Annotated in this window: 2 protein-coding genes; both read left to right on the forward strand. The window is 65.8% G+C overall.

The genetic code is table 11. The features are described from left to right. The coding region (locus AC1DSF_RS30475) for an SDR family oxidoreductase (protein ID WP_478184048.1) at nucleotides 1-615 on the forward strand (615 nt) is incomplete at its 5' end. 36 nt (nucleotides 616-651) lie between these two features. Continuing rightward, on the forward strand, nucleotides 652-1,651 hold a 1,000-nt coding region (locus tag AC1DSF_RS30480; protein WP_478128985.1), incomplete at its 3' end, for an L-idonate 5-dehydrogenase.

Raw genomic sequence — 1,651 nt, forward strand, 5'->3', positions numbered from 1 at the left:
GCGCAATTGCGCGGCGAAGGCGGCACGGTCTTCACCGCGGCTTTCGACGTCAGCGATGGCAATGCCGTGAACGCTGCGGTCGAACGGATCGAAGCCGATATCGGACCGATCGACATCCTGGTCAACAACGCCGGCATGCAGCGCCGCGCACCGCTGGACCAGTTCGACGAAGCGCATTGGCACGAGCTGATGCGGACCAACCTCGACAGCGTGTTCCTCGTCGGCAAGTCCGTCGCGCGCCACATGATCGAGCGCAAGCGCGGAAAGATCATCAACATCTGCTCGGTGCAAAGCGAACTCGGCCGCCCAGGCATTGCGCCTTACACAGCCAGCAAGGGCGCCGTGAAGATGCTCACCAAGGGGATGGCGATCGACTGGGGGCCGCATGGCATCCAGGTCAACGGCATCGGGCCCGGCTACTTCAAGACGGAACTGAACGATGCGCTCGTCAAGAACGCCGAGTTCAGCGCATGGCTCATCGGCCGCACACCGTCTCGTCGCTGGGGCGATGTCGAAGACCTCGTGGGCGCGGCGGTGTTCCTCGCGAGCGACGCTTCGCGCTTCGTGAACGGCCACATCCTCTATGTCGACGGCGGCGTCACGGCAAGCCTCTGATCCTCAGTCGATCAACAACCCAGGAAGACAAACGCCATGGAAGCCCTCGTCATTCATGCCCCCGGCGACTTGCGCGTCGAGGAAGTCCCCACGCCCGAACTGGAAGCGGGGCAATTGCTCGTGCGGGTTCGCTGCGGCGGCATCTGCGGCTCGGATCTGCACTACTACCAGCATGGAGGCTTCGGCACTGTTCGCATCCAGGAGCCGATGGTGTTGGGGCACGAAGTCGCCGGCATGATCGAAGCGGTCGGTGCCGGCACGTCGTTCAAGGCGGGCGAGCGCGTGGCGATCAGCCCGAGCCGGCCCTGCGGGCGCTGCCAGTATTGCCAGCAGGGCCTGCAGAACCATTGCCTGGACATGCGCTATTACGGCAGCGCCATGCGCACGCCTCACGTGCAGGGCGCCTTCAGGCAGCAGATGGTGGTGGAGCAATGGCAGGCGCATCGGCTGGCCGATTCGGTCAGCGATGGCGAAGGCTCCATGGCCGAGCCGCTGTCGGTCGCGCTGCATGCGGTGCGCCGCGCGGGTTCGCTGCTCGGCAAGCGGGTGCTGGTCACAGGATGCGGGCCCATCGGCGCGCTGGCGATCATTGCCGCGCGGCGAGCCGGTGCGACGCACATCGTCGCCACCGATGTCGGCAGCCACACGCTGGGCAAGGCGCTCAAGGTCGGCGCGGATGAAGTGGTCAACGTGGCCGAGCAGCCGGACGGCCTTGCGCGCTTTACCGCCGACAAGGGGAGCTTCGACGTGCTGTTCGAGGCCAGCGGCAACGAGCGTGCCTTGCGCGGCGCCTTCGACGCCATCCGCCCGCGCGGAATCATCGTGCAACTGGGCTTGGGCGGCGAGATGACCTTGCCGATCAACACCATCGTCGCCAAGGAGTTCGATCTTCGTGGAGCCTTCCGCTTTCACGAGGAATTCGCGGTCGCCGTCGAGCTGCTCAACAAGGGGCTGGTCGACGTCAAGCCGCTGATATCGGCAACCCTGTCGTACCGCGATTCGGCCCGCGCCTTTGCGCTGGCGGCCGATCGTACGC

It is taken from the genome of Variovorax sp. 01N429 (assembly GCF_056399425.1).